22 protein-coding genes are annotated in these 25,936 nt (G+C 69.3%); 11 read left to right on the top strand and 11 right to left on the bottom strand.

Translation table 11 applies throughout. The features are described from left to right. The first annotated feature begins 23 nt into the window (after window positions 1-23). The 8 genes from ACI6GS_RS20565 to ACI6GS_RS20530 all read left to right on the top strand — a co-directional run bounded on the left by ACI6GS_RS20565 (window position 24) and on the right by ACI6GS_RS20530 (window position 7,849). Window positions 24-731, top strand: coding sequence for a hypothetical protein (locus tag ACI6GS_RS20565; protein ID WP_439815338.1), 708 nt, complete (start codon window positions 24-26; stop codon window positions 729-731). Between the two features lie 162 nt (window positions 732-893). After that, window positions 894-1,337 carry a phasin family protein gene (locus tag ACI6GS_RS20560; protein ID WP_439815337.1) on the top strand — a complete coding sequence of 148 codons (444 nt, stop codon included), beginning with the start codon at window positions 894-896 and terminating at the stop codon, window positions 1,335-1,337. Between the two features lie 212 nt (window positions 1,338-1,549). Further along, window positions 1,550-3,178, top strand: a complete 1,629-nt coding sequence (locus tag ACI6GS_RS20555; protein WP_439815336.1) for a methyl-accepting chemotaxis protein — start codon at window positions 1,550-1,552, stop codon at window positions 3,176-3,178. Between the two features lie 66 nt (window positions 3,179-3,244). Beyond that, window positions 3,245-4,765, top strand: coding sequence for an alkaline phosphatase family protein (locus ACI6GS_RS20550; RefSeq protein WP_439815335.1), 1,521 nt, complete (start codon window positions 3,245-3,247; stop codon window positions 4,763-4,765). 96 nt (window positions 4,766-4,861) lie between these two features. Further along, window positions 4,862-5,131, top strand: coding sequence for a PepSY domain-containing protein (locus ACI6GS_RS20545; protein WP_439815334.1), 270 nt, complete (start codon window positions 4,862-4,864; stop codon window positions 5,129-5,131). 11 nt (window positions 5,132-5,142) lie between these two features. Next, window positions 5,143-5,739: a cytochrome b/b6 domain-containing protein gene (locus ACI6GS_RS20540; RefSeq protein ID WP_439815333.1), complete on the top strand. Its 597-nt coding sequence runs from the start codon at window positions 5,143-5,145 to the stop codon at window positions 5,737-5,739. Window positions 5,740-5,784: 45 nt separating this feature from the next. Then, window positions 5,785-6,468, top strand: coding sequence for a response regulator (locus ACI6GS_RS20535; RefSeq protein WP_439815332.1), 684 nt, complete (start codon window positions 5,785-5,787; stop codon window positions 6,466-6,468). Then, the gene (locus tag ACI6GS_RS20530; protein ID WP_439815331.1) at window positions 6,455-7,849 is read left to right on the top strand and encodes a sensor histidine kinase; all 1,395 of its coding nucleotides are present in this window, start codon (window positions 6,455-6,457) and stop codon (window positions 7,847-7,849) included. Before ACI6GS_RS20535 ends, ACI6GS_RS20530 begins: the two co-directional genes overlap by 14 nt. A gap of 10 nt (window positions 7,850-7,859) precedes the next feature. Here ACI6GS_RS20530 and ACI6GS_RS20525 read toward each other — a convergent pair whose 3' ends face one another. Beyond that, a complete protein-coding gene (locus ACI6GS_RS20525; RefSeq protein ID WP_439815330.1) occupies window positions 7,860-8,264 on the bottom strand; it encodes an HIT domain-containing protein in 405 nt (134 codons plus the stop codon). 76 nt (window positions 8,265-8,340) lie between these two features. Here ACI6GS_RS20525 and ACI6GS_RS20520 point away from each other — a divergent pair, with 76 nt between their 5' ends. Then, entirely contained in the window at window positions 8,341-9,501 is a 1,161-nt protein-coding gene (locus tag ACI6GS_RS20520) for a DSD1 family PLP-dependent enzyme (RefSeq protein ID WP_439815329.1), read from the top strand. Window positions 9,502-9,514: 13 nt separating this feature from the next. On the opposite strand, the gene ACI6GS_RS20515 is transcribed toward ACI6GS_RS20520, so the two are convergent. The 3 genes from ACI6GS_RS20515 to ACI6GS_RS20505 form a co-directional block, all read right to left on the bottom strand. Beyond that, window positions 9,515-11,230, bottom strand: a complete 1,716-nt coding sequence (locus tag ACI6GS_RS20515) for an EAL domain-containing protein (RefSeq protein ID WP_439815328.1) — start codon at window positions 11,228-11,230, stop codon at window positions 9,515-9,517. 59 nt (window positions 11,231-11,289) lie between these two features. Further along, entirely contained in the window at window positions 11,290-14,388 is a 3,099-nt protein-coding gene (locus ACI6GS_RS20510; RefSeq protein WP_439815327.1) for a caspase family protein, read from the bottom strand. Between the two features lie 172 nt (window positions 14,389-14,560). Next, window positions 14,561-15,745 (bottom strand): SH3 domain-containing protein, encoded by a 1,185-nt coding sequence (locus ACI6GS_RS20505; protein WP_439815326.1) that lies wholly within the window; start codon window positions 15,743-15,745, stop codon window positions 14,561-14,563. Between the two features lie 210 nt (window positions 15,746-15,955). Here ACI6GS_RS20505 and ACI6GS_RS20500 point away from each other — a divergent pair, with 210 nt between their 5' ends. Continuing rightward, window positions 15,956-17,737 (top strand): ABC transporter ATP-binding protein/permease, encoded by a 1,782-nt coding sequence (locus ACI6GS_RS20500; protein WP_439815325.1) that lies wholly within the window; start codon window positions 15,956-15,958, stop codon window positions 17,735-17,737. A gap of 160 nt (window positions 17,738-17,897) precedes the next feature. On the opposite strand, the gene ACI6GS_RS20495 is transcribed toward ACI6GS_RS20500, so the two are convergent. The 6 genes from ACI6GS_RS20495 to ACI6GS_RS20470 form a co-directional block, all read right to left on the bottom strand. Then, entirely contained in the window at window positions 17,898-18,785 is an 888-nt protein-coding gene (locus ACI6GS_RS20495; protein ID WP_439815324.1) for an alpha/beta fold hydrolase, read from the bottom strand. 234 nt (window positions 18,786-19,019) lie between these two features. Continuing rightward, entirely contained in the window at window positions 19,020-19,619 is a 600-nt protein-coding gene (locus ACI6GS_RS20490; protein ID WP_439815323.1) for a 2-hydroxychromene-2-carboxylate isomerase, read from the bottom strand. Next, the gene (locus tag ACI6GS_RS20485) at window positions 19,619-20,341 is read right to left on the bottom strand and encodes an SDR family oxidoreductase (RefSeq protein WP_439815322.1); all 723 of its coding nucleotides are present in this window, start codon (window positions 20,339-20,341) and stop codon (window positions 19,619-19,621) included. Before ACI6GS_RS20485 ends, ACI6GS_RS20490 begins: the two co-directional genes overlap by 1 nt. 61 nt (window positions 20,342-20,402) lie before the next feature. Continuing rightward, a complete protein-coding gene (locus tag ACI6GS_RS20480) occupies window positions 20,403-21,389 on the bottom strand; it encodes an NAD(P)H-dependent flavin oxidoreductase (RefSeq protein WP_439815321.1) in 987 nt (328 codons plus the stop codon). 248 nt (window positions 21,390-21,637) lie between these two features. Further along, the gene (locus tag ACI6GS_RS20475) at window positions 21,638-23,209 is read right to left on the bottom strand and encodes an acyl-CoA carboxylase subunit beta (protein ID WP_439815320.1); all 1,572 of its coding nucleotides are present in this window, start codon (window positions 23,207-23,209) and stop codon (window positions 21,638-21,640) included. A 60-nt stretch (window positions 23,210-23,269) separates the two neighbouring features. Then, entirely contained in the window at window positions 23,270-23,785 is a 516-nt protein-coding gene (locus ACI6GS_RS20470; protein WP_439815319.1) for a winged helix-turn-helix transcriptional regulator, read from the bottom strand. Between the two features lie 156 nt (window positions 23,786-23,941). Between ACI6GS_RS20470 and ACI6GS_RS20465 the strand changes: the two genes are divergently transcribed. After that, window positions 23,942-24,499: a hypothetical protein gene (locus tag ACI6GS_RS20465; RefSeq protein WP_439815318.1), complete on the top strand. Its 558-nt coding sequence runs from the start codon at window positions 23,942-23,944 to the stop codon at window positions 24,497-24,499. Between the two features lie 68 nt (window positions 24,500-24,567). Here the strand turns inward: ACI6GS_RS20465 and purB are convergent, their stop codons facing one another. Continuing rightward, window positions 24,568-25,866 (bottom strand): adenylosuccinate lyase, encoded by a 1,299-nt coding sequence (purB, locus tag ACI6GS_RS20460; RefSeq protein ID WP_439815317.1) that lies wholly within the window; start codon window positions 25,864-25,866, stop codon window positions 24,568-24,570. Window positions 25,867-25,936: the final 70 nt, after the last annotated feature.

The following is a 25,936-nucleotide window of genomic DNA, read 5'->3' as shown; positions in this document are numbered from 1 at the left end:
CGCCGCAGCGAACGCAAACCACAGTGCCTGGGGCCGCGGTCCCGGGCCTGGCAGTGCTGATCGGCCTGGCCCTGGCCGGCTGCGCCGCCACGGGTCCCACGGATGATCCCCTGAGTCGATCGGCCTCGTGGTTCTCGTATATCGGGGGCGAGGATATCCGCGCCGCCTGCCAGGCTGGCAGTCCCGACCACCGGCGCTTCGTCTACAACGCCCTCTATAACGAGCAGGTGCGCGGCTACGAGGTGACGGGCGGGAGTGCCGGCGCCAGTGTCGAGGTGCGCGTGTGGGGCCCGCCGGCGCTGCTCAGTGTCTCATTCTCCTCGGGCCTGGGCGTGGCAACGCCGGAGCGGGCCTCTGCCAGCCTTTCCGCGGACGAGGTCGCGGCCCTGGATGCGGCGCTGGACGCCAGCGGCTTTGACCGGCCGGCGCCGGCGGGGCTGTTCCTTCGCTCCGACCGCTTCTTCTGGACGGTGGCCGCCTGCCGCCAGGGGCGTTTCCATTTCCAGGCCTGGCAGTCTCCCGGCACGGGGTTCGAGGCGATCCGCTTCGACGGGCCCCTGTTCGCCAGGGACACGACTGGCATCCCGGTCAACCCGGTGCGCCCCACCGGCCTGGGGCCGCTGGTCGATCGCTTTCCCGACCGCTACAGCGGCCCCCGGACGGACGGCATCGCATTCCAGGTCCAGGTCGTCGACAACGGACTGCAGGCCGGACCAGAACTGGCGTTCTAGCGGGCGCGGCGTCTTGCCGCAGCGGTCTCCGGCCGCTGCCTGCGGGGCCTTGTTATTGCAGTGCAACAAATTCCCTCTTGACGCGCGTCGGCGCTCGGCCCACATCTGCGTCATGCTGCAGTGCAACACGAACTGCTGCCCCGCAATGTAGGAGACTCCCCGATGAGCACGACCGCCGAGCAGATCGAGGCCAGCCTCAAGGCCCAGGCCACCAACGCCCAGGACGCCCTGGGAAAGGGCATCTCGATGGCCAAGACCCGCTATGACGAACTGGCCCGCATCTCCAAGGACAATGTCGACGCCGTGATGCAGTCGAACACCGCGGCGATCAAGGCAATCGAATCGCTGAGCGCCGAGCTGGTCGCCTTTTCCAAGAACTCGCTCGAAGACAGCCTGGCCGCGACCAAGGCAATCATGTCGGCCAAGTCGATGCAGCAGGTGATCGAACTGCAGACGGACTATACCAAGAGCGCGCTGGATGCCTTCCTGGCCCAATCGACCCGCATCGGCGAACTGCTGATGTCGCTGTCGAAGGACACCGCCGCGCCGCTCAACGCGCGCCTCAATGCTGGCCTTGCCCGCGCCGTCCAGGCCAAGGCCGCCTGAGTCGGAACGACGCAGCAGGACCGGCGGGGGCGATGTGCCACTGCCGGTCCAGGCCCCCCCTCCCGGGGCCATCCCCGTACCTGAGATCGCGTCGCATCTTAACTCTCTGTTAGAGGCGATGTGGCCATCCTCTGAAGGTATCGAGGCGAAACCACAACATTCAGTGGTTGAACGGCGAGTCCCGGCAACCCGGGGCCCCGGTGGAGGGATTGATGGCACGGGTGATCGAGCTTTTCGCGCGCCGCCGCAGCACGCAGGTCCAGGCCTTGGCGGTTCCGGCTGTCGATCCCGACTGGTTGCAGGACGTCGAAGGCCAGGTGGCCGCGATCAACCGGGCGCAGGCGGTCATCGCCTTTTCCCTTGACGGCACGATCCTGGACGCGAACGAGAATTTCCTGGCTGCCACCGGCTATTCCAGGGCCGAGGTCGTGGGCCACCACCATGCCATGTTCGTGACCCCCGACTACCGCGAGAGTGCCGAGTATCGCGCCTTCTGGGCCCGCCTTGGGCGCGGCGAGTTCGACCAGGGGCAGTACAAGCGGCTGGCCAAGGGCGGTCGCGAGATCTGGCTGCAGGCCACCTACAACCCGATCATGGACCGTGACGGCCGCCCGGCGAAGGTCGTGAAGTTCGCCAGCGACATCACCGAGGCCAAGCAGCGCGACGCCGACAATGCCAGCCGGATCCAGGCCATCGACAAGGTCCAGGCGGTGATCGAGTTCACGCTGGAGGGGATCATCCTGGACGCCAACCAGAACTTCCTGGATGCGGTCGGCTATCGCCGGGACGAGATCGTGGGCCGGCACCATCGCATGTTCGTCGACCCGGACTATGCCGCGAGCCACGACTACGCGGTGTTCTGGAATCGCCTGGCGACCGGCCAGTTCGAGGTGGGGCAGTACCGCCGCCTGGGCCGCGATGGGCGCGAGATCTGGCTGCAGGCCAGCTACAACCCGATCATGGACCAGAACGGCCGGCCCGCCCGCGTCGTCAAGTTCGCGACCGACATCACGCAGCAGGTCGGCATTTCGCTGCGCCTGCGCGGGGTCGCCGCCGCCGTGGCCAGCGCCGCGACCGAGGTCCGGGCGAATGCCGAGTCGATGGCTTCCACCGCCGAGGAAACCACCTGCCAGGCGAGTGAGGTGACAAACGCCGCGGCCGGCGCATCCGGCAGCGTCCACACCGTCGCCACCGCGGCCGAGGAACTGACCGCCTCGATTGCCGAGATCAATCGCCAGGTGTCGCAGTCGACCGCCATCTCGCGCCGTGCCGTGGCGGAGGCCGAGGCGACCAGCACCACGATCCACACGCTGAGCGCCGCTGCCCAGAAGATCGGGGACGTGGTCAACCTGATCCGCGACATCGCCGCCAAGACCAACCTGCTGGCGCTGAACGCGACGATCGAGGCAGCGCGCGCGGGCGAGGCGGGCAAGGGCTTTGCCGTCGTGGCCAGCGAGGTCAAGGCCCTGGCCACCCAGACGGCACGGGCCACCGACGACATCGAGAGCCAGGTGTCGGCGATGCAGGCCGCGACGACCGGCTCGGTCCAGGCGATCGGCACCATCACCCGCACGATCGAGGGCATGTCCCAGATCGCCACCATGATCGCCTCCGCCGTTGAGGAGCAAACCGCGACCACGGCCGAGATCTCGCGCAGTGCGGCGCAGGCGTCGCTGGGGGCCGAGCAGGTGTCCCACACCATCGCCAGCGTCAGCGAGGCGGCGCAGGAGGCGGGGCGTGCCTGCACCAACATGTTCCTGGCGGCGGACGAACTGTCGCGCCAGGCCGAGGTGCTGAACACCAATGTCGAGGGCTACCTGGAAAGCCTGGGCGTCCGCTGACGCATCGGGCGCTGGGCCAAAGGCGGATTGCGACCGTCCTGCGGCCCACGCATAGTGCGTGGCCGCATGCCGCCGCCGCTCAATGTCCTGCTGATCACCGCCGACCAATGGCGCGGTGACTGCCTGTCCGCCCTGGGCCACCCGATGGTCCGGACCCCCAACCTGGATGCCCTGGCGCGCGACGGCGTGCTGTTCCGCAGGCACTACGCCCAGGCGGTGCCCTGTGGCCCAAGCCGGGCCTGCCTGCTGACCGGCATGTACCTGCAGAACCATCGCTCCGGCACGAATGGCACGCCGCTCGACGCGCGCCATACTAATCTGGCGCTGGAGGTGCGGCGCCTGGGCTATGAGCCGGCGCTGTTCGGCTACACCGACACCTCTGCCGATCCGCGCGCACTGGACGAGGGCGACGTGCGCCTGCGCACCTATGAAGGGATCATGGACGGCTTCGTGCCGGTGGCCCACCTGCCCGGCGCGCCGACCAACTGGGTCAAGGCACTGGTCCGGCGCGGCTATGCCATGCCCGAGGACGCCGAGGCGATGTATGCCCAGGTCACCGATTGTCCCGAGGCCGCAGGCAAGGGGCCGAGCTTCGCGCCCGCGATCTATGCCGCGGCCGACAGCGATACCGCCTTCCTGACGGACGAGGTCATCGACTATTGGCGCAGCCAGCAGGGCCGGCCCTGGGTCGCACACCTGTCCTGGCTGCGGCCCCATCCGCCCTGGGTGGCGCCGGCGCCCTATCACGCCATGTACGAGGCCGGGGACGTGCCACCCTTCGTCGCGCAGGACGACTACGTGGCCGAGGGGGCGCAGCATCCCTGGCTGGCCTGGCAACTGGACCGACTGCCGTTCCGCGCCCCCCCGTCGGAGCTGGTGCGCCGCCAGTTCAAGGCGACCTACTACGGCCTGATCAGCGAGGTGGACGACAACCTGGGCCGCCTGGTTGCCTGGCTGAAGCAGAGCGGAGAGTACGAGCGCACGCTGATCGTCTTCACGACCGACCATGGCGAGCAGCTGGGCGACCATTGGCTGCTGGGCAAGTGCGGGTATTTCGAGCAGTCCTACCACATCCCGCTGATCATCCGGGACCCGCGCGCGGCGGCCGACGCCGGCCGCGGCCGCGTCGTCGATCGCTTCACCGAGTCGGTCGACCTGATGCCCACGATCCTGCGGTGGCTGGGTGCCGTGCCGCCCCGCCAGTGCGACGGGCGCAGCCTGCTGCCCTTCCTTGAGGGGACGGAACCGCAGCGCTGGCGCGACCACGCGCATTGGGAGTTCGATTTCCGCGATCCACGTCGCGGCCTGCCGGAACGCGCCTTCGGCATCGGCCTGGACGAGTGCAACCTGAACGTGATCCGGGGTGTGCGCTACAAGTACGTTCACTTCGCCGGCCTGCCGCCGTTGTTCTTCGACCTGGAGGAGGATCCGGGCGAGCTGCGGAACCGGGTGGACGATCCGCGCTACGCGGCGGAGGTCCTGGCCTGCGCCCAGGCCCTGCTGTCCTGGCGCATGGCCAATGACGAGCGCACGCTGAGCCACCACCACCTGGGCCGGAACGGGGCCTTTGTCCGCCCCCTGGCCTGAGGTCGGCGGATCCTGACACGGAGCTGTCGCGGCGCCGTCAGGATCCTGTCAGGGACGGGGCGTCTGATGCGACCACAACCCCGATGGGAGTGGATCGTGTCCCGACTGATGACGTTCGTCCTGGCCTTTTCCGTAGTCCTTGGCCTGGGCTGGCAGGCCTTCGCCGCCGATGCCTGCCCCGCCGATGGCAAGCCCGCTTTGTCCGAGGCGCAGATCCGCGCCTTCCTCACCGATGCGGGCTATACCGATATCCGATCGCTGGGTACCGAGGACGGCTGCGTCGAGGCCAAGGGCCTGGATGCCAAGGGCGAGCGCTTCGAGGTCTATCTGAAGCCCGCAACCGGTGAATTCGTGACCCTGCACTGAGGCGCCCGGCGATGGAGCCGGTCCAGCATGGCCCGGCGGTCGCGTCTGCTCCGACGATCCGCCGCCCCACCGTCCACGCGGACGCCACCCGCCGCATGATCCGCGTGTGGGACCCCGTGGTGCGCCTGTGCCACTGGGTCCTGGTGGGGGCCGTGCTGGCGAACCTGCTGGAACTGACACGGGCCGGGCGCGAGGTGCATCAGGTCCTGGGCTATGTCGCCCTGGGCGTTGTCGTGCTTCGCATCCTGTGGGGCTTCGTGGGGACGTCGCCGGCGCGCTTTGCCAGCTTCGTCGTCGGCCCCCGCTCACTGCTGCGCTATCTGGGGCAGGTCGCAACGGGTACGGACAGCCGCCATGTCGGTCACAACCCGGCCGGGGGTGCCATGGCGCTGGTCCTGCTGGCCATGGTGGCGCTGCTGGGCCTGACGGGCTGGCTGCAGACGACGGACGCGCTGTTTGGCGTGAAGTGGGTCGAGGAGACGCACGAGATCCTGGCCAATGCCCTGGTCGGGCTGCTGGTGCTGCACGTCCTCGGTGCGCTGGTGGAGAGCCTGCGCTTCCGGGAGAACCTGATCCTGGCCATGATCACGGGGCGCAAGCGCGTCTGACCGGCGGTCGGGTCGTGCAGCCCTGGATTTTTCCCCGGACGGGACATGCGACTTCTGCTGGTCGAAGACGAACGCGCGCTGGCGCAACTGGTCGCGGCGCGGCTGGGGCGGGAGGGCTTCGTCGTCGATGCCGTCCACAGCCTGGACGAGGCGCGCGCCGCCCTGGCCGTCGCGCGCTTTGACCTCGTGCTGCTGGACCTCAGCCTGCCCGACGGGGATGGCCTGGGACTGCTGGACGAGCTGCGGCGGGAGCGGGCGGACCTGCCGGTCATCCTGCTGACGGCGCGCGACCGCCTGACAGACCGCGTGGCCGGTCTGGACCATGGCGCCGACGACTATGTGGCCAAGCCCTTCGCCATGGACGAACTGGTCGCCCGCGTGCGCGCCGTGCTGCGCCGGCCGGGCACGCGCCTGTCGACCAGCCTGGCGGTGGGGAATGTCACCCTGGATACGGCCAGCCAGGCCGCGGCCGTGGCGGGCCGGCCGCTGGCCCTGGGGCGGCGTGAGCTGGATCTGCTGGATGTCCTGATGCGGCGCGCCGGCCGGGTCGTGACGCGGCAGGACCTGGAATCCAGCCTCTATGGCTTCGACGACCTGGCCCAGGCCAATGCGATAGAGGCCGCGGTATCGCGCCTGCGGCGCCGCCTGGCCGAGGCAGGGGCCGACATCCGCATCCACACGGTGCGTGGCGTCGGCTATTTCCTGGGGGAGGGCGATGGCGGAGCCTGACGTGCCCCCGCTGGACGTCGCGGAACCGGAGCCGGGACTGCGCCGCGACCGGTTGCTGCTGATCCTGCTGGTGGTGGTCACCACCCTGGCCCTGGGTGGCGGCTGGCTGGGCCAGCAGGCGCTGGTGCGCGACATGACGGAGGCCTTTGCCGAGCAGCGGGCGCTGGACTTCACCGAGGCGACGGCAGACGCGCTGAACCTGATCGACGCGCAAGGTCGCCTGGCCGACCTGGACGAGCCGGAACGCGCCGCCGTCTTTGCCTATGCGCAGAAGGCGGCGCACATCCTGCGCCTGCTGGTGCTGGATCAGCAGGGCAAGGTCCTGCTGGACACGGACGGGGAGAGCCTGGGCCAGACGGTGGACCAGATGGTGGTTGTCGGCACCGCGCGGAGCGGCACGCCCCATGCCCGCCTGCTGAGCCCTAAGCAGACCGCCGCCGCCTTCGGCGCCTACGGTGCGATCGAGGTGGCGGAGATCCACATGCCGCTGGTCGTGGGCGGCGGGCGCACCAGCGTCGCCGAGCTGTACCTTGACGTGACCGACGACATCCGCCCCATCCGCGCGGGCGTGCAGCAGGCCTTTGCCGCCGCTGCCGCCGTGGTCCTGGCCGGCTTTGCCCTCAATTTCGCGATCCTTCTGCGCTCGCTGCGGGTGCGGCGGCAGCGCTATGCGCAACTGGCCGACCTCCACCGCCAGGCGGAGGAGGCGCGCGCCGCCGTCGCCGCGATGCTGGCGCAGCAGCGCCGCTTCACTGCCAATGCCGCGCATGAATTGCGGACCCCCCTGGCTGTGCTTCGCGCCCGTGTGGCCGAAATGGCGGCGGGACAGGCACGGGCCATCCTGGACGGGGACGTGGTGCGCCTGGCCCGCGTGGTCGACCAGTTGCTGGCGATCGCTCGCCTGGAGGCGGGGCAGGGAATGGCGCCGGAGGCCGTCGACCTCTGCGCGGTGGCGCGGGATACGGTCGCCGGCCTGTTTCCCCTGGCGCTGAAGGCAGGCCGTTCGATCGAACTGACCGCGCCGGCCGGGGCGGTCATGGTCCAGGCGCAGCCGCACGCCCTGGGCGACGCCCTGCGCAACCTGGTCGAGAACGCCCTGCGCTTCACGCCGCCCGGCAGCACCGTCGCCGTGACGGTGGAGGAGGGTACGGCGATCGCCGGGCCCGCCCTGGTCGTCCGCGACCATGGCCCGGGCATTCCAGAGGGGCAGCGCAGCCAAGTGTTCGAGCCGTTCTGGCGCGGTGCCGGGCAGGGGGAGGGCGAGGGCGGTGCTGGCCTTGGCCTGGCCATCGTGCGCGAGATCGCGGCCCGCAACGGCGCCAGCGTCAGCGTCGGCGACTGCCCCGACGGGCCGGGGGCCGCCTTCCGGATCGCGTTCTGAGGCCCGGCGTTCAGAGTTCGAGCAGGTGGGCCAATTGCTGCTCCAGGGCGGCGCGGGCCGCGGGCGCGCGCCGGACCGGGCTGCCCTGGCCCCAGACCGGCCCCGGCCAGGCGGGATCGCCCGGCATGCGCCCGACGACGTGGACGTGCAACTGCTCCACGATGTTGCCCAGCGCCCCGACATTGACCTTGTGCACGCCCAGCGCGGCGACGGCGGCCGTGGCGCGGGCGATCTCTTCGGCCAGGCGATGGCGGTCGGCATGCATCAGGTCGTGCACCTCGCGCAGGCCCTCGCGCTGCGGCACCAGGACCAGCCAGGGATAGCGCGCGTCGTCCTGCAGGCGCACTTGGCACAGGTCCCACGTCGCCAGCAGGTCGGAATCGGCGGCAAGCCGGGGGTCGAGCACGAAGGTCATCGGGGTCCTGACGAAGTGGCCGCTCCCCCTTATCATGGCGCGGGCGGACGGCGACACGAAGTCAGGATGTTTCCCGATGGCGACAAACCTTGGACCCAATGGCCATCTTGTGGGTGTGGCCGGCGGCGCGGCGCGCCTGGCGACGCCGGCCCTGGTCCTGGACTTCGACCTGTTCCAGGCCAACCTGGCGCGCATGGCGCAGCATGGCCGCGACACCGGCCTCGCGCTCAGGCCCCATGCCAAGACGCACAAGTCGGCCGACATCGCCCGCCTGCAACGCGCGGCCGGCGCCATCGGCGTCTGCTGTGCCAAGCTGGGCGAGGCGGAGGCCTTGGCCGACCACTGGGCCGACATGGCGGACGTGCTGCTGACTTCGCCCGTCGTGACGCCGGACGGGATTGCCCGCCTGATCCGCCTCGCGGCGCGGGTGCCGGGGCTGATGGTAGTCGCGGACAATGCTGCCAATGTGGCCGCCCTGGGCCATGCCGCGTGGCAGGCGGGCATCCTTCTGCCTGTGCTGGTCGACATCGACCTGGGCATGCACCGCACCGGCATCGCCAGCCCCCGGGCAGAGGCCCTGGCCAGGCGCATCGCCACCACGCCGGGCCTGACCTTTGCCGGGATCCAGGCCTATGGCGGGCAATGGCAGCACATTGCCGACTACGACGCCCGGCGGGCCAAGGTTCTGGAGGGGCTGGAGGCGCTGACGGTGCTTGTCGGTGCCCTGGACGCCGCCGGACTGCCGGCGCGGATCGTCACCGGCGGCGGCACCGGGACGCACGCGATTGACCCCGCGGCACGGGTCTTTACCGAGCTGCAGGTCGGCTCCTACATCTTCATGGATGTCGACTACGACGCGGTCGCGCTGGAGGGGCCCGCCGGGGCCAATGGCGCGCCGCCGCCCTTTGGTCCCGCCCTGGCGGTGCAGGTGACGGTGATCAGCGCCAATGCACCGGGCCTGGCAACGACCGATGGCGGGGTGAAGGCGTTCGCGACCGACGGACCCGCGCCCCGCATCCTGGCGGGTGCGCCGCCCGGCGCCAGCTATCGCTTCATGGGCGATGAGTATGGCTGCGTCACCCTGCCCGAGGGGACGGCGCTTGGCATTGGCGACGTCCTGCTGGTCCAGGTCCCGCATTGCGACCCGACGGTGAACCTGCACGACTGGATCCATGTCGTGCGCGACGGGACGCTGGAGGCGATCTGGCCCGTTCACGCCCGCGGGCGCAGCTCCTGAACGCGGCGTCTGCTCAGCCCCAGGTCTCGCGGGCACCTGCGCGCTTGGCGCGGTACTGCAGGGCGCCGCCGCCGGCCGCCGGGGGTGGCGCGGGCAGGGTTGCGGGCGTGACATAGTCGGTCGCGGGACCCGGCTTACCGAACAGGTAGCCCTGGCCATAGTCGATACCCAGTGTCATCACCTTGACCGCCTGCTCCTCGGTCTCGACCCGCTCGGCCACGGTCTCGATCGACAGTTCGCGGCACAGGCCGGCCAGGGCCTTCATCATGACGGCGTCGCGCGTGCCCAGGAGCACGCGGGTCACATAGGCGCCGTCGATCTTCACGAAGTCGACGTCCAGCGCCTGGAGGTACTGGAAGGACGCGGCACCTGCGCCGAAATCGTCCAGGCCGATCTTGCAGCCATGGGCGCGCAGTTCCTGGAGCACGGCGTTGAGGCGGACCAGATCCTTGATCTCGCTCGATTCCGTGACCTCCAGGTGGATCTGCCGGGCGCGCGCCTTCTGCTCGGCCAGCATGGCGCCCAGCATCTGGACAAAGGAATCGAGGCCCATGGACTGGCCGGAGACATTGATCGCCAGGTTCAGGGTGGGCGGCTGCGTCGCCAGATAGCCCATCGCGCGGCGCAGCACGGCCAGGTCGAATTCCTGGGCCAGGCCCACGTTCTCGGCGAAGGTCACCATTTCGTAGGGGGAACTGCGGCCCTTGACCCGCGTCAGCACCTCGTAGTGGTGGAGCTTGCGGTCCTTCAGGCTGACGATCGGCTGGAAGGCAAGGTCGAACTTGTCCCGGCCCATCGTGCTCTTGAGCTCGTTGATGCGCTGGAACGTGTCGCGCACCATTTCGCCCAGGCTGTCCTTCAGCGACGGGGCGTCGAAGGCCATGCCCTCTTCGGAGAATTTCTGCACCGCATAGATCAGGGCGCGGTTCACGTCCTTGCGGTCCAGGTGCTGCTGGTCCAGGTCGACCGTGCGGCGCGCCACGGTGATCCCGCGTCCCTGCGGGTCGTAGCTTTGCGACAGGGCGGTGATCTGCCGGCTCAGCTCGGCCGGATCCACGTTGTTCTGATGAACGACGCCGAACTTGTCATCGCCCAGGCGGGCGGAGGTGTCGCCGTCGACCGACTGGGCGCGCAGGATCAGCCCCACCTCGCGCATCAGCTCCGAGCGGGCCCCCTCGCTCAGCGTCGTCTCGAACCCGGCGAAGTTCTCGAACTCCAGCATGGTCAGGGCCAGGTGCTCGCCCAGCAGGGCGGCGGAGCTCATCGCCTCCTCGGCGGCGCGGGAGAACGATTCGCCGTCCAGCAGGCCGGTAACCGCATCGCGCCGACCGGTATCAGCCTCGCGCCGGGTCGGCACGCGCGAGCGGCTGACCGTGCAATAGAGGGAGTTCTCCTCCCCCGGCAGGCGATAGCCATTGAAGACCGCGGGCCGTGTCGCGTCGCCGTTCAGCGGCGCAAGCTGGATCGCGATGGGGCCGCAGCGGGCCCCCGGCTTCAGGGCCCGGGCCAGCGCCAGGACCAGGCCACGGTCCTTTTCCGCAAAGATCTCGACCCAGGGCACGCCGCGCAGCTCGACCGCCGGGCGGCCCGTCAGGTCCTTCGTCGCGCCGGAGGCGAAGCGGATCGTACCGGCCGGCCCCACTTCCAGCAGCAGGTCGGCCGAGGCGAACGAGAAGGCTACGAAGCGGTCGCGCTGGCGGCGGAGCTCCTCGACTGGACTCTGGTTCATGCCCCCGCCTGCGCTGTTCCCTGTCCCACAGGACTAGCGCAGGGCTGGTAAAGACAAGCCTAAGGCGTGCCGTCCGCGGCCTCCGATTGCAGGGAGCGGACGGGAAACCAGTCGTCGCCGCGGAAGAAGAAGTGGGGCCGCTGCCGGTGGCCCTGGCCGACTTCGGCGGCCACGTCCGGCACCCGCTTGCGGGCATATTCGCCCAGTTCCAGGACGTCGACCGCGCCGTCCTTGTTGCCGCGCACTGATTCGTCCGCCTTGCCCACCAGGCCCTCCAGCAGCACGCTGGTGAACACGCCGTGCCCGGCAATGCCGTCCAGCGCCTCTTCCTGGCTGGACGCCCCGGCCAGGATGTAGCGGCCCGACGAATAGCTGAGCTGCTGGGCCGAGGTCGAATTGCGGTCGGCATTGTCGACCGAATCGCCCACCGCAAACGCGCCCGAATAGCAGGCATCGATCAGCATCGCGGTGCGCGAGGTGGGCAGGGCGCCCAAGGCCTCCTGCAACTGGTCCTGGGTCAGGGCCGTCGCCTGGAGCCCTTCCACCGTCAGGTCCTTCACGTCGAAGGGCAGGAAGTAGAACTTGCCGTCGATGTTGAGGCCATGGCCGGCAAGGAACACGACGGTGGTGTCGTCGGGCTTGGCCTTGGCCGCCACGTCGGCGATGGCCTTCAGCACGGCCTCGTGGGTCGCCTGCTCGTTGGTCAGGACGATCGTCTCGACATTGGCAAACTTGTCGCCCGCCCCCTTGCGCAGGGTCTCGGCCATGCCGTCGGCATCGGCCACGGCATTGGCCAGTTCCGGGACGTCGGGCGTGCTGAAGCGGTTCAGGCCGACCGCGATCACGTGCAGGTTGGGCTTCGTCTCCTCCTGCACCTGGTACAGGAGGGCCATCTGGGGCTGCTCCTCGGCATTGGCCTCAAGCTCGCCGGTGCGGGTGAAGGCAGAGACGGCCAGCAGGTTGATGCCGGGTTCGAGTGCCACCTCCCGCTCCTCGAGCGAGACATTCTCGACGACGGAGCGGGTGACGCCGCGCGCCGGCACCACGGCACCGCGCCGGCGCACGACGATGTCGCCCACGCCGCCGCCGCGGTCCTGCACCTCGAACCGCAGGGTGACGGTGGGGCTGGTGGTCGGCACGATCTCGACCTCGTCCGCCGCGCGCGTCGCCTTGGGCTCGACCTCGACGCAGGTGTCGGGGGCGAAGCAATAGGCCTTCAGGCGCAAGGTAGGGGGCAGGCCCTTGTCGAGCACGGCATCAACCTTGCCCACCTTCGCCAGCTGGCCCGAGATTTCCTCCTCGCCCGTGCCGCGCAGGCGCTTGGCGACCAGATCCCGGCGGAAGAACAACTGGTACATCTGGTCGACGGCGACGAAGGTTGCGCCGCGCAGGCGGTCGTCCGTCACCACATTCTGCTGGTAGCCGATCAGCCGCTCGCTGCCCCGGCCATGGTCGAAGAAGCCCTCCGGCGTCCAGGCGATCCAGCGCCGGCCATCGGGATTGGGATACAGCGACAGGGCGGAACTGCCGTCGCCGAGGCGGTACCAGCGGATCGACCCGTCGGCCAGGCCGGCAATGGCGAAGCCACCCACGGGGGCCGCGTTGACGACCCAGGCCGCGCCCGGGATCTCCGTCTTCCATTCCAGGCGGCCGGCCTTGTCATAGAAGCGCAGGAAGAAGTCCGTCCCGATCAGCGCGCCCGACCCGTCCGGCAGAACGGCGACGCTGCGCGCCCGCTCGTTGGGCTCCAGTTCCAGCGTCTTGCGCCCCAGCTTGGGCTTGTCGCCATTGCGCCAGTTCGTGACCTTGAGCCCGCCCGCCTGGTCGGTGGAGGGCAGCAGCTCGACCTGCGGCAGGTCGGCGGCGCTGCCTTCGTCTGCCCCGCGCACCGGCCGGATGGCGCGCGTGTCGGACGTATCCTCGACCGGCCCGTCGGCCCGGACCAGGATGCGGTCGACCAGGCTGAAGCGGGCGCGATCGCGCCCGCCCTGGCGGAAGCCGAAGTCGACGACGCCGCCATCGGGTGAAACCAGAAAGCCGTCGCCATCATAGCCGTCGCGGAAGTCGGCCTGCTGGCGGTCCTGGTGCTCGGCCAGCTTGCCGTCGCGCACGATGCCCCAGGACGGCTCGGCCGAGGCATAGGCCAGGGCGCCGTCGGGCAGGGCGCGCAGGTCGGTCACGGTGTCGCCCGCGACCTCCACCCCCGCCGGCTCGTCGTCCAGGAAGGACCAGGTCAGGATGATCTTGCGCCCCTCCTTGCTGCCCCAGGTGCCGGCGGCGGACAGGCCGGCGCCGCCCTCCAGCCACGCGACGCTGGACAGCGCGCCGGTGCCACCGTCGGGGGCCTTGAAGCTTTTGGTCTCCTCCATCTTGCGCGTGTCGATCACACTGATGCTGGCCCGGTCCAGGAAGCCTACGGCCAGGCGCTTGCCGTCGGGGCTGAAGGCCACGGAATAGGGCTTTGCATTGCGCGGCCCCTTCCAGGTCCCGGCCAGCTTCAGCTCGGCATCATAGAGGCGCACGCCGCCGTCCAGCGACGCGACCGCCAGGCGGCCATCGGCGGCGAAGGACAGGCCGACGATGGGCGCGCGGTAGTCGGGATCGACCACCGCCACGCGGCCTTCGCCCGGCCAGGCGACGCGCAGGCCACCCTTGTCGTTGACGGCGATGGCCAGCGCCTTGCCATCGGGCGAGAAGGCGAGCTGGTTGACGACGTCGGTCGGTCCGTCGCCCGCGGGGATCCGGCCCCGCCAGGCGCGGCTGGCGCGGTCAAAGAAATAGATCGAGGTCGAATTGTCCCAGGCCAGGCCCGTGTGCCCGGCGACGGCGATCGTGCCACCCGTCGGGCTGAGCGCCAGGGCGTAGAGGGCCCCCTCGGACCCCTCGGCCATGGGTGCGCGCAGGACGTAGCGCTCCTTGCCCGTGACGGGGTCCCAGCCGCGGATCGTCTTGTCGTCCGAGACGGTGATCAGTTCGCCATCAGGCGTCAGCGCGATGCGATTTATCGCCGCCCCGTGCATGCCCGTCTCGACCCGCAGCATGGGGTCCGTCGGGGGGCTGGCGGCCAGTGCCCCCGGCAGCGGCAGGAAGGCGGTCAGGGACAAGGCCACGGCCACGGCGAGCGCCGCTGCCCGTGGCACGCGCGGGTGCAACCTCATGAACGCCATCCTGGTGCGCGAACGCGGCGGAATTCGGGCGGGGCGGGACGCAACACTTCCCATCACGACTGTCTTCCCGGAACGGGATGCGGGCGGCCCGGGTCCCAGGTCAACAGGGACAGGACCGCCCGCAGGATCGATAGGCCGGCGGTCAGGCCGCCGGCATGCCGCATCAGGCGGCGTTGAAGCCAAGCGAGGCCAGCGGCGCGTCGAGCTGGAACTCGGTCTGCGACGCGACCTTGGCCTGGTTGACCGAGTCGGAGAAGGCCTGGCGACGCAGCTGGTTGCTTTCGGTCAGCTGGAGCACGCCGGCCGTGTCCTGCGGCACGTTGGCGTCCGACGGCACGGCGGCCGCCTGCTGCTGCGCCGGGCGCTGGGCCGGGGGCCGGGGGCGCGGCTTCTCGCCCGCGGCCAGGACCAGGCTGCGGGCGACATAGCCCTGCGTGCCGTTGGCCAGCTCGATCTTGACCCAGCTGCCCTCGATCACGCCGACGACGCGCTCACCCTTGGCCAGGCGGCCGACTTGGGTCGAACTGGCGGACGGGCCCGAGCGGACATTGGCGTTGGCATCCGCGGTGAAGTATTCGGCCGCCGCGTTGGCCTCCAGCGAATTGGCGTTCAGGTTCTGCGCGTTCGACCCGCCATAGGGGGACGGCGGCGGAGTCTGCACCGATGTCGCCTTGCGCTGCTGATAGACCTGGACCGCCTGGGGGTCCGACTGCTGCAACTGGGTGGAGGCGTTGGCGAACTCGGTCGAACGGCCCGAGATCTTGGAGCCCAGCCCCTCGGCAAAGGCGATTTCCTGCTGGAACCGGCCCTGGATCGTGTTCAGCTGCTGCGTCGCCACTTCACGCGTGATCTGGCCCGCCGCGAACTGGCGCTTGATGTCCCGCGCCTGGTTGAAGCGGCAGTCGCGGACCTGCACGAAATAGCCGGACGTGCGATCCAGCTGCTGGTTCTCGCGGATCACGTCGCCATAGATGTTGCGGACCAGCTCCGTCTGGTTGCCGCCCGACGCCTCGGCCCGGGCCGAGTAGTAGCCAGTGGCGGCGCCTGCCGCTGCACCCAGCGCACCGCCGATCAGGGCGGACTGCCAGTCGCCGCCGATCAGGGCGCCGGCCGCTGCCCCGCCCAGCGCGCCAACGGCCGCACCCTGGATGATCGACTGCTCGAAATATTCCTGGACCGAGTTCAGCTGCTGCACATAGGCGGCGCAGCTATCGGTGGCGTCGGTGCGCAGGCTGGCGCTGAAGGGCTGGCCTGCACCAGCGCAGGCGCCCAGGCTCACGGCGCTGACCGACACCATCAGCGCATAGGCCACCGGCCTGGCGAAGACCTTGCTGCGAGCCCAATTCATTGTGGACGTCCCCCGAACCAGAATTTCAGCGCGAGGATAGGTCGCAAGCCGCAATGAATCAAACCTTGACCGGCGCGCCCGTGATTGTGGTCACGGCGCACCACCACCGGCACCCCTTGCGCAGACTGCCCTGGGCTGGGCCATAAATATGTCCGAATCCCGCGGCTTCTGGCCGTGGGGGAACCTGAGTCTGGCAGGGACGGGACGTGCATGGCTGAAATCAGTGCTGCGGGCGCATCGGATGAGAAGTCCTACGATCCGACGCCGCAGGTGCCCAAGCACTTCTGGCGCGGCTTGTTCCGCCTGGTCCTGCCGTTCTGGGTTTCAGAAGAAAAGTGGTGGGCGCGCGGCCTGCTTGCGGCGACGGTCAGCATCTCCCTGCTCATGGTCTATTTCAATGTCATCCTGAACGACTGGTACAGACGATTCTTTGATGCGCTGCAGACCAAGAATGCCGATGCCTTCTGGACAGAGATCACGTTCTTTATCGGGATCGCGACGATCTATGTTCTTGTCGCGGTCTTCAATCTCTATGTGAAGGAGATGCTGCGCATTCGTTGGCGGCGCTGGCTGGTGCATCGGCTGATGAACGACTATTTCCAGGCACGGACCTACTACCGCCTGGCCTCGGCAGGATATGCGACCGACAACCCGGACCAGCGCATCCAGGAGGATACGAACGGGTTCGTGACTTCTGCGCTGTCGCTGTCGCTCGGCCTGCTGAGCGAGGTCGTGACGCTTGTCACCTTCACGTCGATCCTGTGGACCCTGTCCAGCGGCATGAATCTGCCCTGGGGGGACAGCGAGATCGACATTCCCGGCGGCTACATGGTGTGGTGCGCCGTGCTCTACGCCTTCGTCGGCACGGTGCTGACCTTCTACATCGGCCGGCCGCTGTTCCGCCTGCGCTTCAACCAGGAGCATGTCGAGGCGAATTTCCGCTTCGGCCTCATGCGGGTGCGCGAGAACGCGGAGGGCATCGCGCTCTATGGCGGCGAAGCGGAGGAGAAGCGCTTCCTGTCCGACCGCTTCAACGACGTCTACATGAACTTCCGCCAGTTGGTCATCCGCCTGTTGAAGCTCAACACGATGACGGTGACCTATGGCCAGACCTCGACAGTCATTCCCTACCTGTTGCTGGCGCCCGTCTACTTCACGACGGCGATGACGCTGGGCGCCGTGCAGCAGACGGTGAATGCCTTCAATCAGGTCCAGGGCGCGCTGAGTTTCCTGGTCAATGCGTTCGCGTCCTATGCCGACTGGCGGGCCATCGCCAACCGACTGGTCACGTTCCAGCAGGCGATGGACGCGGTCCATGCCGATGCAGCGGACCAACCTGAGATCACGCTGGCGGACGGCGCGGCCGGAGCGGTGACCACGCGCGGCCTCGCCCTTCGCCTGCCGGACGGGCGGGTCCTGCTGCGCGATGCCGACCTGGATCTGAAGGCCGGCGACCGGGTGCTGGTCCGCGGCGCCTCAGGCTCGGGCAAGAGCACGCTGTTCCGGGCGCTGGCCGGGATCTGGCCGCTGGGCGGCGGCACGGTCCAGGTGCCGAAGGGTGCGCGCGTCCTGTTCCTGCCGCAGCGGCCCTACCTGCCCATCGGCAACCTGCGCAATGTCGTGACCTACCCCGCCCTGGCCGGCTCATACGACGATGCTGCCGTCCGCGCAGTGCTGGAGGATGTCGGCCTGGGTCACCTGGCGACGCGCCTGGATGACGTCGACCACTGGTCCATGCGCCTGTCGGGGGGCGAGCAGCAGCGCCTGGCGATTGCCCGGGCGCTGCTCTACCGGCCCGACTGGCTGTTCGTGGACGAGGGCACGTCGAACCTGGATGCCGCCGGCGTGGACCAGGCCTATCGCCTGCTGATCGAGCGCCTGCCGGGCCTCAGCATCGTCTCGATCAGCCACGACGACGCCCTGGTCGCCGCCCACACCCGGGTCCTCGAACTGCGCGGCGGTCAGCTGGTCGAACAGTCGGCACGCGCCTGAGCCAGCGGCTCCCACTCCCGTGCCGCAGGCATGGGAGTGGAGTGGGTTGGGGTGAGGGCGGGACGCGACCTCCCCACCCGTGGCGACGTGTGGCGGCGGTGGGATATCGCCCCCACCCAACCCTCCCCCATCGCAGGCGACGGGGGAGGGCTCTCATGGCTCAGCCCCGCGTGTGGTTGGCCAGGAAGCCAAGAACTGCGTCCGTGAAGGCGTCGTTGCGGTCGCCCGCCACCATGTGGCCGGCACCACTGACGTCGACATAATGGGCGTGGGGGACCAGTTCCAGGAACTCGCGCGCGTGCGCCTCGCTCACCAGTTCGCTCGACTTGCCGCGCACCAGCATGGTGGGCAGGTCCAGGCGGCGCGCCGCCTCGGTCAGGCGGTCTGGCATGCGGCTGCCGCCGGGGCGCTGGTCGCCGTTGACGAAGCGCGGGTCCCAATGCCAGCGATAGCGGCCGTCGTCGCGCAGGCGCAGGTTCTTGGCCAGGCCGTCCAGGCTGCGCGGCCGCGGCCGGTGCGGCAGGTAGCCGGCAATGGCGTCGGCTGCCTCCTCCAGCGTCTCGAACCCCGTCTCCACGTGGCTGGCCATGAAGCCCAGGATCTTCTGCACGCCCTCCGGATCGATGCGCGGCGTGATGTCGACCAGCACCAGACCGGCAAAGCCGCGCCTCAGGTCGGACGCCAGCGGCTGATCCAGCACGCGCCCCTCGGGCAGGAGGTCCCCTTGCGCCAGCATGCTCGACATGCCGCCCAGCGAGGCGCCGACCACGACCGGGGCGTTGGGCAGGGCGGCGGCAACCGCCAGCGCATCATGGGCATAGCGGTCCAGGCGATAGTCACCCTCGGGGTCCCAGTCGCTGTCGCCATGGCCCCGCAGGTCCAGCGTGACCGCGTACCAGCCCGCAGCGGCCAGCGTCCGCGCCGTCCCGCCCCAGGCATGGCGCGTCTGCCCGCCGCCATGGCAGAGCAGGACCGGCGGATGCGTGGCATCGCCATAGGCATCCGCCGCCAGGTTGAGCCCGTCGGGCGTCCTGAACTTCAGGGTCATCCGTCTTCCCCGCTTCCCTTCGATCGCGGGGCCAAGGTGACGGGGGCGGGTGCTACGATCAAGCCCGAACTCGGATCAGGATTAGGGTCCGTCTCGTAGCCATTCGCTATCCCTCCTCATCCTGAGGTGCGAGCCAACGGCGAGCCTCGAAGGATGGGCCGCCGTCGCGCGGGTTGCCCATCCTTCGAGGCTACGCTTCGCTCCGCACCTCAGGATGAGGTGGACGGTGTCGCTTCAGGACGCCGCGATCGCCTCCTCGACGTCGCGCAGGCGGTCCTTGCCGAAAAAGATGGCGTCGCCGACGAAGAAGGTGGGGATGCCGAACACGCCGCGGGCGACCGCCGCGTTCGTATTCTGCATCAGGAGGTCCTTGGCGTCCTGCTGCTGGATGCGGGCCATGATGGCCGCCCCGTCCAGGCCGCCTGCGTCCAGGGTCGCCTGCATCGTGGTGGCGTCGTCCATCTTGACCGACTCCTCCCACATCGCGCGGAAGCAGACCTCCACATAAGGCATCAAGGTGCCGTCCAGCTGCGCCGCGGCGGCCCCCCGCATCATCATCAGCGTGTTGACGGGGAAGTGGCTGTTCATGCGGAAGCGGCTCAGGCCGTGCTTCGCGATGAAGCGCTGCATTTCCAGGTTCTCATAGGCGAGCTTGGCCGGGATGCCGGCAAAGGCCTCCATCGGCGAGCGGTTGCCGGTCGCCTTGAAGATCCCGCCCAGCAGGACCGGGACATAGGTGAAGGCAGCACCCGTGCGCTGCGCGATCCCGGGCAGAACCTTGTGCGCCAGGTAGGCATTCGGGCTGCCGAAGTCGAAATAGAATGTGGCTTCCATTACCAGGTCTCCCGATAGGGGCGCAGGTCCAACTCGTGGGTCCAGGCGTCGCGCGGCTGCGCATGCAGCTGCCAATAGGTCTCCCCGATCGAGGCGGGGTTCATCAGCTGGTCGGGCTCCGGCTCCACATTGCCCATGCGGCCGCGCACGAAGGCGGTATCGACGCCCGAGTCGATGATCAGGTGGGCGACGTGGATGCCCTGCGGCCCCAGCTCCCGCGCCATCGCCTGGGCGACGCCGCGCAGGCCGAACTTGGCCGAGGCGAAGGCGGCATAGCCCTTGCCACCGCGCAGGCTCGCCGTTGCTCCGGTGAAGATGATCGTGCCCCGGCCCCGCGGCACCATCAGACGCGCGGCCTCCCGCCCGGTCAGGAAGCCGCCATAGCAGGCCATTTCCCACACCTTGCGGAAGACGCGTTCCGTCGTCTCAAGAATCGGGAAATTGACGTTGGCGCCCACGTTGAAGATGCAGACCTGGAGCGGGCCTGCCGCCTCCGCCTCGTCCAGGAAGGCGGCGACCGCCTCCTCCTTGCGGGCGTCGAGAGTGCGGGCCTCGCACCGGCCCCCGGCGGCCTGGATCTCGTCGGCCAGGGGCTTGAGCTGGTCGCCATTGCGCCGCCCGGCAAAGACGGTGAAGCCTTCCGCGGCGAAGCGCCGGACGATGGCGGCCCCGATATAGTCCCCGGCGCCCACCACGGCGACGGTCCCCTTGTCCTGCGGCATGGGCGAGTTCCTCACAGGTCTGGTTGACGGGGAGCCTTGTGCCGGCTCCCCGGAGGCAGGACTACTCCGCCGCAGCGCGCACCGGGGCCAGGCCCAGGCTTGCGCGGGCGGCGTTGTACTCGCGCGTGAAGCGGGCGATCAGGTCGCCGACCGGGGGCACGTCCTTGATGGCGCCGATGCCCTGGCCGCAGCCCCAGATGTCCTTCCAGGCCTTGGCGCTGGTATTGCCGCCAGAGCCGAAGTTCATCTTCGACGGGTCGGACGTCGGCAGGTTGTCGGGGTCCAGGCCGGCATTGATGATGCTGGGCTTCAGGTAATTGCCGTGCACGCCGGTGAACAGGTTGGAATAGACGATGTCGTTCGCCGCCGAATCGACCAGGCACTGCTTGTAGGCGGGGTCGGCATTCGCCTCCTGCGTCGCGATGAAGGCCGAGCCGATATAGGCCAGGTCCGCGCCCATCGCCTGGGCCGCCAGGATCGCCCCGCCATTGGCGATGGAGCCCGACAGGGCCAGCGGCCCGTCGAACCATTCGCGGATTTCCTGAATCAGGGCAAAGGGCGACAGCGTGCCAGCATGGCCGCCGGCCCCCGCCGCGACCGCGATCAGGCCGTCCGCACCCTTCTCGATCGCCTTGCGGGCGAAGGGGATGTTGATGACGTCGTGCAGGACGACGCCGCCATAGGAATGGATCGCCTGGTTCAGGTCCTCGCGCGCACCCAGCGAGGTGATGATGACCGGCACCTGATACTTCACGCACAGGTCCAGGTCGTGCCCTAAGCGGTCGTTCGACTTGTGCACGATCTGGTTGACGGCATAGGGGGCGGAGGGCGCGTCGGGATGCGCCTCGTCGTATTCGCCAAGCTCGTCGCGGATGCGCTTCAGCCAGTCCTCGAACACCGGCCCGGGCCGCGCATTGAGCGAGGGGAAGGAGCCGACAATGCCCGCCTTGCACTGGTTGATGACCAGTTCCGGGCCGGAGACGATGAACAGGGGCGAGCCGATCACCGGCAGGCGCAGCCGGTCACGCAGGACGGAAGGCAGGGACATTCAGGCGATCTCCGTTCGTGGAGTTGAATTGAGTGGGCGTGGCGCGACCGGACTCCCTCTCCCGTCGCGAAGCGATGGGGGAGGGCCGGGGTGGGGGCGGTATCCTGCCGGTGACGAGGGTTCCCCGGGCGGGAAACGCGGGACCGTGCCCTCACCCCCCGCCCTCTCCCATGCCTGCGGCACGGGAGAGGGAGCCGGCAAGCGCCAGCCAAAGGGGATTGAACTCGGCATTGGCGGCGACGTCATCGTCAGGGCCGGTAGGTGAAGTGGGTGATGCCCAGGTGGCGATCGAGCAGCGGGGCCGCCAGGTCCAGCCATTGGGCCAAGCGGGGCCGCGTTTCGGCCGGGTCGATCAGGTCGTGCACGGAGAAGCTTTCCGACCGCGGGAAGGGGGAGGTGCGGGCAGCCAGCGCCTCTTCCAGTTCCGCCCGCCGTGCTGCCGGATCGGGGGCAGCGGCGATCTCCTTGGCGAAGGCGACGGCAACCCCGCCTTCGACCGGAAGGGCGCCCGACTGCGCCGACGGCCAGGCCAGCACAAGCGCGCCCGCGCCATAGTGCGCGGCGGAGGCCAGGCCCATCGACTTGCGCACGATGATCGAGGCCCAGGGCACGGAGCACAGGGCCGCCGCGATCACGGCGCTGGAGCCGAAGCGGATCGTCCCCTCGCGCTCCGCCTCGGGTCCGATCATGAAACCGGGCTCGTCCACGAAGCTGAGGATGGGCAGGTGGAAGACTTCCGCGAACTCGATGAAGCGGCGCATCTTGCGGGCTGCGGGTGCGGTGAGCGCCCCACCCATGTGGCGGCAGTCGTTGGCGATGACCGCGACCGGCACGCCGTCCAGCCGGGCCAGCGCCGTGATCAGGCTGGGCCCGAACTTGCGCGTCATCTCGAACAGGCTGTCGCGGTCGACCACGGCCTTCAGGATGCGGCGCATGTCATAGACCTGCCGCCGGTTGCGCGGCACGGCATGGCGCAGGTCGTCGTCCATGCGCTCCACCGGATCGCCGCTGCGCACGACGGGCGGCCGCTCCCAGACATTGCGCGGCAGATAGGAGAGGAAGCGGCGGATCGCAACAAAGGCTTCGCGCTCGTCCTCGACCACGTCGTCGACGACGCCGCTGCGCTCGTGCACCTCGGGCCCGCCCAGTTCCTCGCGCGTCACGGGCCGGCCCAGGGCCCGTTCCACGAGCGCGGGGCCGCCCGCCATGATGGCGGCGGTCGATCGCGTCATGACGGTGTAGTGGGCAGAGACCAGGCGGCTGGCGGGAAGCCCGGCGACCGTGCCCACGGCGGCGGTCGCGACCGGCACCTGGGCCAGCGTGCGGCCGACGGACGTGAAGCGGTGGGCGGCAAAGACCGGATCGGGCAAGGGCGGTGGGCGGTTCCGGCCGCCGCTGCCAGTGATGCTGGCGCCGGAGCCTTCGTGCAGGCGGATCAGCGGCACCTTGTACTGGACGGCCAGTTCTTCCGTGTAGATCGACTTGCGCAGGCCTGCCACGTTCGGCGTGCCCGCGCCCATCGTGAAGTCCTCGCCCCCCACGATCACGGGCCGGCCGTCGACCTTGCCGAAGCCGAGCACGTAGTTGCCGGGGGTAAAGGTGCCATCCTCGTCACTGCCGGCGATCGGACCCTGTTCCTGGAACGATCCGGGGTCGAGCAGGGTGTCAATCCGCTCGCGGATGGTCAGCCGGCCGCGGCCATGGTGCTTCGCCACCGCCGCCGGCCCGCCCTGCGCCTTGGCCGCGTCGCGGCGCCTGGCGATTTCCGCCAGTTCCGCAGCCCAGCCCTCGCCCCCCCGCCCGTCATCCGGTGCCGTCATGGCGCTGTCCGTTCCCTCTCTGCGCTACCTTAGTTCTGAAAAAATACGTGTCAAAGGGATTCACTGTTCGCGTGATGCCCTTGCCGCCTGGCCGTGCACGACCGATGGCGGCTCCCGACCATCGAAGTTGGCGCCGGGGCCCGGGACCACCCAGACGTCGCGCGCGGCCAGCGGCTCGCCACATTCGGAACAGGTCATGACCCCGTGCATGACGTGGTTGCATGCCTTGTGGACGTGGAGCAGCGGCGGCCCGTCACTGCCCGCCATGTACTGGTCGGCCCAGTGCGCCAGCGACAGGATGACGGGGTAGAGGTCGCGTCCCTTGTCCGTCAGGCGGTATTCGTCTCGCCGTGGCTTGTCCTGATACGGCACCCGGGCCAGCACCCCCTCGTTCACCAGCTTGCGCAGGCGGTCCGACAGGATCGGCCGGCCGATCCCCAGGCGCTCCTCGAACATCTCGAACCGCCGCACGCCCAGGAAGCTTTCGCGCAGGACCATCAGCGTCCAGCGGTCGCCCACCACCGACATGGCCCGGGCGATCGAACAATGCTCCTCCCCCAGATCCTCCCAACGCATGGCGGCCCCCTTCGACATTGGTTCATACGGCGCGGGCTGAGCCTAGGCTCATGGGTGCGGAATTGAAACCTGCCGTTGCGTCTTGACGCACAGCCGCATCGCGCGCATCGCTTGGGGCCTGCCCTGCACGGAACGGACGGTCGAGGACGCGCGACAATGACATGCTTTGCCCTGGCGCAGCGCGCCCGCCGGTTCGTTCTCGTCCTGCTGGTGCTTCCGCTGGCCCTGGCCGGGTGCTGGCCGACCAAGACGCGGGTCCTGGGGCAGGCCGATGGCGTGGCCGTGACGGGCATCGCCGACGGCCTCTACACCGGCACGGCGGAGGGGCAGGCCGAAAACCTGGTCATGCGCATTACCTGGAACGCCGCGGCCAAGGCCTATGTCGCCGAGACCCAGGACGATCCCGAGGCGGTGCCCATGGCGCTGCGCGTCAAGCCGCTGGCGGGCGATTTCTACCTGATGCAGGCCGAGCCACAGGCCGACGTGGATCAGGAATCGGTCGCCGTCCTGCTGGTCCGGGTGCAGGGCGGCAGCGTTGCCCTGATGGCGGCGGAAGCGCCGGAGACGAAGCGGATCGCGGCGGCGACCCAGGTGACGGTCGGCGAGTTCGGCGACCTGACCGGCAGTGCCACACAGATCGAGGCGTTCCTGGCGGCGCTTGCCGCCGACCCCGCGGCAAAGGTCGCCGCCACCTTCACGCGCACGGGGGATTGAGGCGGGCGTTGCCCTGCGATGCTTCGAGACGGCTGGTCCCGCGTCTCGAAGCATCACAGAGCGCGGCCTCACGCCTCGCCGAAGACGCGGCGGAAGATCGTGTCGACGTGCTTCAGGTGGTAGCCGAGGTCGAACAGCTCCTCCAGCTGGGCGCGGGACAGGGCGGTCGTGACTTTGGCATCGCCGGCCAGTCGCTCCAGGAAGTCGCCGCCATCGCGCCACGTGGCGTGGGCATGCTTCTGGACGAGCATATAGGCATCCTCGCGCGACACGCCGGCCTGGGTCAGGGCCAGCAGGACGCGTTGCGAATGGACGACACCGCCCAGCTTGTCCAGGTTGCGCTTCATCTGGTCGGGATAGACGACCAGGCCCTCCATCAGGCCGGTCAGGCGCATCAGCGCGAAGTCCAGGTGGATCGTCGCGTCCGGCGCGATGCCGCGCTCGACGGAGGAGTGCGAGATGTCCCGCTCGTGCCACAGGGCCACGTTCTCCAGCGCCGGCACGACGGCCGAGCGGACCAGGCGGGCCAGGCCCGTCAGGTTCTCGGACAGGACGGGATTGCGCTTGTGCGGCATGGCGCTTGAACCCTTCTGCCCCACGCTGAACGGCTCTTCCGCCTCCAAAACCTCGGTCCGTTGCAGGTGGCGGATCTCGACCGACAGGCGCTCGATGGAACTGGCGATGACGGCCAGGGCGGCAAAGAAGGCGGCATGGCGGTCGCGCGGGATGACCTGCGTCGACACCGGCTCCGGCTTCAGGCCCAGCTTGGCCGCGACGTATTCCTCGACCCGCGGATCGACATTGGCGAAGGTGCCGACAGCGCCGGAGATGGCACAGGTGGCGATCTCCTCCCGTGCCGCGACCAGGCGGGTGCGGCAGCGGTCGAACTCGGCATAGGCCTGCGCCAGCTTCAGGCCAAAGGTCGTGGGCTCTGCATGGATGCCGTGGCTGCGGCCGATCGTGACGGTCAGCTTGTGCTCGAACGCGCGCTTCTTCAGGGCGGCCAGCAGCGCGTCCATGTCGGCCAGCAGGATGTCGCTGGCGCGAGCGAGCTGCACGGCGAGGCAGGTGTCCAGCACGTCGGACGAGGTCATGCCCTGGTGCAGGAAACGCGCTTCCTCGCCGACATGCTCGGCGACATTGGTCAGGAAGGCGATGACGTCGTGCTTGGTCTCGCGCTCGATCGCGTCGATCCGGTCGACCTCGAACTTCGCCCGTTCCCAGACCGCCTTGGCGGCCTCCTTCGGAACCGTGCCCAGCTCTGCCATGGCGTCGAGCGCGTGGGCCTCGATCTCCAGCCAGATCTGGAAGCGCGCCTCCGGCGTCCAGAGGGCGGTCATCGCGGGGCGGGCATAGCGAGGGATCATGGCGGCACGGGACTGGACTTCGGGAAGCGCGCTGCATCGCGCGAGCGCAGACGAAGGTCAAGCAGTAAGC

Origin of the sequence: Zavarzinia sp. CC-PAN008, assembly GCF_051903925.1 — a bacterium.
GTDB lineage: Bacteria > Pseudomonadota > Alphaproteobacteria > Zavarziniales > Zavarziniaceae.
This window is presented reverse-complemented; position numbering and strand designations above follow the sequence as displayed.

Bases quoted from the DNA above. Each gene is read 5' to 3' on its own strand.
- ACI6GS_RS20560 (WP_439815337.1), top strand. From the start codon at position 894: ATGAGCACGACCGCCGAGCAGATCGAGGCCAGCCTCAAGGCCCAGGCC.
- ACI6GS_RS20555 (WP_439815336.1), top strand. From the start codon at position 1,550: ATGGCACGGGTGATCGAGCTTTTCGCGCGCCGCCGCAGCACGCAGGTC.
- ACI6GS_RS20550 (WP_439815335.1), top strand. From the start codon at position 3,245: ATGCCGCCGCCGCTCAATGTCCTGCTGATCACCGCCGACCAATGGCGC.
- ACI6GS_RS20540 (WP_439815333.1), top strand. From the start codon at position 5,143: ATGGAGCCGGTCCAGCATGGCCCGGCGGTCGCGTCTGCTCCGACGATC.
- ACI6GS_RS20535 (WP_439815332.1), top strand. From the start codon at position 5,785: ATGCGACTTCTGCTGGTCGAAGACGAACGCGCGCTGGCGCAACTGGTC.
- ACI6GS_RS20530 (WP_439815331.1), top strand. From the start codon at position 6,455: ATGGCGGAGCCTGACGTGCCCCCGCTGGACGTCGCGGAACCGGAGCCG.
- ACI6GS_RS20525 (WP_439815330.1), bottom strand. From the start codon at position 8,264: ATGACCTTCGTGCTCGACCCCCGGCTTGCCGCCGATTCCGACCTGCTG.
- ACI6GS_RS20520 (WP_439815329.1), top strand. From the start codon at position 8,341: ATGGCGACAAACCTTGGACCCAATGGCCATCTTGTGGGTGTGGCCGGC.
- ACI6GS_RS20515 (WP_439815328.1), bottom strand. From the start codon at position 11,230: ATGAACCAGAGTCCAGTCGAGGAGCTCCGCCGCCAGCGCGACCGCTTC.
- ACI6GS_RS20510 (WP_439815327.1), bottom strand. From the start codon at position 14,388: ATGAGGTTGCACCCGCGCGTGCCACGGGCAGCGGCGCTCGCCGTGGCC.
- ACI6GS_RS20505 (WP_439815326.1), bottom strand. From the start codon at position 15,745: ATGAATTGGGCTCGCAGCAAGGTCTTCGCCAGGCCGGTGGCCTATGCG.
- ACI6GS_RS20500 (WP_439815325.1), top strand. From the start codon at position 15,956: ATGGCTGAAATCAGTGCTGCGGGCGCATCGGATGAGAAGTCCTACGAT.
- ACI6GS_RS20495 (WP_439815324.1), bottom strand. From the start codon at position 18,785: ATGACCCTGAAGTTCAGGACGCCCGACGGGCTCAACCTGGCGGCGGAT.
- ACI6GS_RS20490 (WP_439815323.1), bottom strand. From the start codon at position 19,619: ATGGAAGCCACATTCTATTTCGACTTCGGCAGCCCGAATGCCTACCTG.
- ACI6GS_RS20485 (WP_439815322.1), bottom strand. From the start codon at position 20,341: ATGCCGCAGGACAAGGGGACCGTCGCCGTGGTGGGCGCCGGGGACTAT.
- ACI6GS_RS20480 (WP_439815321.1), bottom strand. From the start codon at position 21,389: ATGTCCCTGCCTTCCGTCCTGCGTGACCGGCTGCGCCTGCCGGTGATC.
- ACI6GS_RS20475 (WP_439815320.1), bottom strand. From the start codon at position 23,209: ATGACGGCACCGGATGACGGGCGGGGGGGCGAGGGCTGGGCTGCGGAA.
- ACI6GS_RS20470 (WP_439815319.1), bottom strand. From the start codon at position 23,785: ATGCGTTGGGAGGATCTGGGGGAGGAGCATTGTTCGATCGCCCGGGCC.
- ACI6GS_RS20465 (WP_439815318.1), top strand. From the start codon at position 23,942: ATGACATGCTTTGCCCTGGCGCAGCGCGCCCGCCGGTTCGTTCTCGTC.
- purB (WP_439815317.1), bottom strand. From the start codon at position 25,866: ATGATCCCTCGCTATGCCCGCCCCGCGATGACCGCCCTCTGGACGCCG.